Annotated in this window: 3 protein-coding genes and 1 pseudogene; 3 read left to right on the forward strand and 1 reads right to left on the reverse strand. The window is 42.8% G+C overall.

Annotated features, from left to right (window positions below; genetic code table 11):
- The coding region (locus Q0236_RS01065) for a molybdopterin-dependent oxidoreductase (protein ID WP_297913996.1) at window positions 1-914 on the reverse strand (914 nt) is incomplete at its 3' end.
- 395 nt (window positions 915-1309) lie between these two features.
- Between Q0236_RS01065 and Q0236_RS01070 the strand changes: the two genes are divergently transcribed.
- From Q0236_RS01070 to Q0236_RS13200, 3 genes and pseudogenes are all read left to right on the forward strand, one after another.
- On the forward strand, window positions 1310-1909 hold the full coding sequence (locus Q0236_RS01070; RefSeq protein WP_297913999.1) for a 4Fe-4S dicluster domain-containing protein: 600 nt from the start codon (window positions 1310-1312) through the stop codon (window positions 1907-1909).
- Window positions 1906-3879 (forward strand): proton-conducting transporter membrane subunit, encoded by a 1974-nt coding sequence (locus Q0236_RS01075; RefSeq protein ID WP_297914002.1) that lies wholly within the window; start codon window positions 1906-1908, stop codon window positions 3877-3879. The genes Q0236_RS01070 and Q0236_RS01075 overlap by 4 nt, the downstream gene beginning before the upstream one ends.
- Before the next feature lie 10 nt (window positions 3880-3889).
- Window positions 3890-3993 (forward strand): annotated as a pseudogene (locus Q0236_RS13200) (NADH-quinone oxidoreductase subunit H); the annotation flags it as partial.

Raw genomic sequence — 3993 nt, forward strand, 5'->3', positions numbered from 1 at the left:
TTGAAGTGGGTTACGCCCATTCCGTGCGTAATGACCGCAGGGCGAGTAGTTGCGTAAATTCTAGCAGCTTTTCTGATATCTTCCGGATTTAGTCTCGTATACTTCGCTACGGCCTCCGGAGAGTAATCTTTTACAGCCTCTTTTACGTATTCGATACCTTTGGTGTATTTCTCGACAAACTCGTGATTTACCAAATCTTCGTCAATAACGGTATAGATTAAAGCGTTTATGACCGGTATATTATGCTCCGGCTCAAGCTGCAAATGCACGGTAGCGCGGTTTGCAAATTCCGTTTTTACCGGGTCGATAACGATAAGTTTAGCGCCTCTATTTAGCGCTCTTTGTACGTGCATCGCGACGATAGGGTGACCATTTTCAGGGTTCGAGCCGATCATCATAATGCAGTTGCTATGAATTCCGATCTCCGTAAAGCTATTTGTGGCAGCTCCGTTTCCGATTGTTTTAGCAAGTCCTGCTACTGTCGGAGCGTGTCAAATGCGCGCGCAGTGATCGATATTATTCGTGCCTAAAATTCTAAGTAGCTTCTGCGCTACGTAGTTATCCTCATGGGTGCAGCGTGCGGAATAGTTTCCCGCTATCGCGTCGGCACCGTATTTTTCTTTAACCTCAAGCATCTTTTTAGCAACCAAATCAAGCGCTTCGTCCCAGCTAGCCTCGACCAAATCGCCGTCTTTACTAAATTTGCCATTCTTTTTACGAATTAGCGGAGTAGTAAGCCTATCTCTAGAGCCTACGTAATTCCATCCGTAATAACCTTTCAAACATAAACAACCTTGATTTACGGGGTTGTCGCTTACGCCGGTTGCGGATTTGATATAATTGTCTTCCGCAGTCAGCTCGATTTGACAGCCTGTGCCACAATAAGGGCATATGACCTTGCCTTTATTCGCCATATTTTCTCCTTTCGAAAATACTAAACATGCAAAATTACCATATATGCAATTTCGGCACAATTATATAAATTCTTACCTAAAATAAAATTGAAATTTTGTCTTAAGCAAAAAGAATTTTTTTAACCAAAATCGAGAATAAGTGAAGGAAATTTTAATGATAATTTAAATTTCAAAAGTATATTGCATACTGAAATTATAGTGATTAAAAGCTAGTGACAAATTAATTTTATTTAAAGAATTAATTAGTTTTTAAATTTAAGCAAAAAGTGCAAATTTATCAAATAAATTCCAAATATCGTCAGATAAATGACGGAATTTTTTTACGGACTTAAATATAATTACACCAAAATTTTTAGTAAAAAATTTTTAAAATTCCTTAAGTCAAGGAGAAAGGTATGAAACAACATAAATTTGTAATCTGCGATTACAAACGATGTATCGGTTGCACGACGTGCATGGCAGCCTGTTACTCAAGTGCCTACGAGCGCGGTAAGCTTGCTAAATCGCGACTTACCGTGCTTAGACAGGCTTACGGCGTTATGCCTACGCAGTGCAGGCAGTGCGATGACGGACCATGCGCAAACGTATGCCCTACCGGCGCACTTCGCTTCTCTAACAACTACATAGAGTTGCATGAGGAAATTTGCATCGGATGCAAGATGTGTACGCTCGCCTGTCCTTATGGCGCGATCAGCTCGAATGCCGAGCTTATGCCGTCAGTAAATTATGCGGTCGAGCCGAAGTATTATCTCGAGATCGAAAGCCAAGCGGGCGCCAAAAGCACCGCCATCAAATGCGATCTATGCAACGGACGCGAGAACGGTCCTGCATGCGTCGAGGTTTGCCCAACTAGCGCTATCATTATGATAGATCCTAAAGAAGGTAAGCATAAATTGGGCTTTGCGATAGACTACGATGCGGCTAATGCTTTTGCAAAAGACGTATTAAACGGCGAAATCAGTTGCGTCGCCAAAAAAGAAGGAGGCGCAAAATGATAAGCGTCTATACTTTATTTATCGTCAGTGCAGTAATTAGTATCCTTTTATACTGCGCTCCAAAAACTGCCGTTAAGGTGGGATTTGGATTAGGTGCTATCAGCTGTTTTTACGCGATGTGTCATTTCGTAGCCAATATGGGCGTAAGCGATAGCTTCGTTTTGGGCGGCACTTTCTTATATGCGCCAAAATTTGCTTTAAGTCCGCTTGGGAATTTCTTCAGTTTCGTAGTCGTTTTTATAGGCTTTGCAAGCAGCGTTTACGGCATGAGCTACGCTGAGGAATATATCGGAAAGGCAAATATCGGCGTTTTTGCATGTTTATTTAATACCTTCATCTTATCTATGCTTTTAGTCATCAGTGCGGATAATGTATTTTGCTTCGCTGTTTTATGGGAGCTTATGACGTTAATTTCGTCATTTCTAATAATAGTAAACGATGGCAAGGGTACGCTCAAAGCCGTTATGGTATATCTAGGTATAGCGCAGATCGGTGCATTTTGTATCACCTGTGGATTACTTATCATTGCAAACTACGCAGGAAGCTTCGAATTTGCGGAGTGGGGAAAAGTAAATATGCCTATGGGCGCTTCTGTAGCAGCATTCATCTTGTTTTTGGTCGGCTTCGGCTCAAAAGCGGGAATGTGGCCTTTCCACGTCTGGCTACCGCAAGCTCACCCTGCGGCTCCATCAAATGTCTCTGCGCTAATGAGCGGCGTTATGATTAAAGTAGCGCTCTTTACGCTTGTTAAATTTACGCTATTTTTGCCGCTAAGCATCTATTTTGGGCTTGCAGTTTTGATCCTAGGAGCAGCTAGCTCGCTTTTTGGCGTTTTATACGCGTTGTGCCAGCACGACTTTAAAGCGCTTCTTGCGTATCACTCGGTCGAAAATATCGGCATTATCTTGCTGGGTCTTGGCACCGGAATTTACGGCGTCGCAGCAGGCAATGTAACGCTAGCCGCAGTCGGATTTTTAGCAGGCTGCTACCACGTAGTAAATCACGCGATATTCAAAGGCTTGCTATTCTTATGTGCAGGCTCTGTAATCCACGCTACTCATACGCAAAATATGGATGTACTAGGAGGTCTAGCTAAAAAAATGCCTCTAACTGCTATCGGTATGTTTATCGGTATCATGGGTATCGCAGCGCTTCCTCCGGTAAACGGCTTCGTTTCAGAGTGGTTTACCTATCAAGGAATGCTTCAAGGTGCTAAGGAAAGCGGAATTTTCATTAGATACGCTTTCTCTTTAGCAGTGGTCGCTCTTGCACTTACCGGCGTTTTGGTCGGTATGCACCTTAAGCTTTATGCGGTAATCTTCGCAGGAACCCCAAGGGATGAAAAAATTTGGGAAAATGCAAAAGAAAGCCCATTAGGAATGGTTTTAGGAATGATCATTTTGATGATAGGCTGCGTGGGATTTGGCGTAGGCGCACACTTCATAGTCGATTACATAATGCAGGCGGTAAATTCTATCACTTCCAATAGAGAATTTGTCGCAAGCCTAGGCGCTTCGTCAATCACTTCGCCTTTGGGAAGTATCGTTTCAACTCCTCTTATTGCAGTGATTTTGTGTTCTACAATGCTGCTTCCGTTTATCATCCTAGCGGTTATGAAAGCAAATCGCGACAAACCTCGTGAGACCGATCCTTGGGCGTGCGGCTTTAAATATAGCCCTCGCATGCAGATGACCGGCGGTCCTTTTACCGGCGATTTAAGAAAGATTATGGACTGGTTATTTAGAGGTCATAAACGCAGAATAGAGCAAAACGGCTACTTCGGACCGATCGAGTATCACAATCACCCACAAGACATTTGGTGGACGATAATTTATCAACCGGTAATCGATTGGAGTAAGAAGATCGCCGATAAGATAGGAATTATTCAAAGCGGCTATGCAAATTTATATACGCTTTACATCCTAATCTATCTTTGCGCGATACTGGGCGTCGGATATTTCTTGATCTAGGAGGTTTAAGATGCAGACTATACAAACTATATTTTTAATGATATTTCAAGTCGCGGTTATCGTCCTAGTCGCTCCGCTCTTCGACGGTATGGCTAGAAAACTTCGAGCCAAACT

It is taken from the genome of uncultured Campylobacter sp. (genome assembly GCF_938031315.1).
In the GTDB taxonomy this organism is placed as follows: domain Bacteria; phylum Campylobacterota; class Campylobacteria; order Campylobacterales; family Campylobacteraceae; genus Campylobacter_B.

Excerpts from the sequence above, each read along its gene's own strand:
- Q0236_RS01070 (WP_297913999.1), top strand. The coding sequence starts at position 1,310 with ATGAAACAACATAAATTTGTAATCTGCGATTACAAACGATGTATCGGT.
- Q0236_RS01075 (WP_297914002.1), top strand. The coding sequence starts at position 1,906 with ATGATAAGCGTCTATACTTTATTTATCGTCAGTGCAGTAATTAGTATC.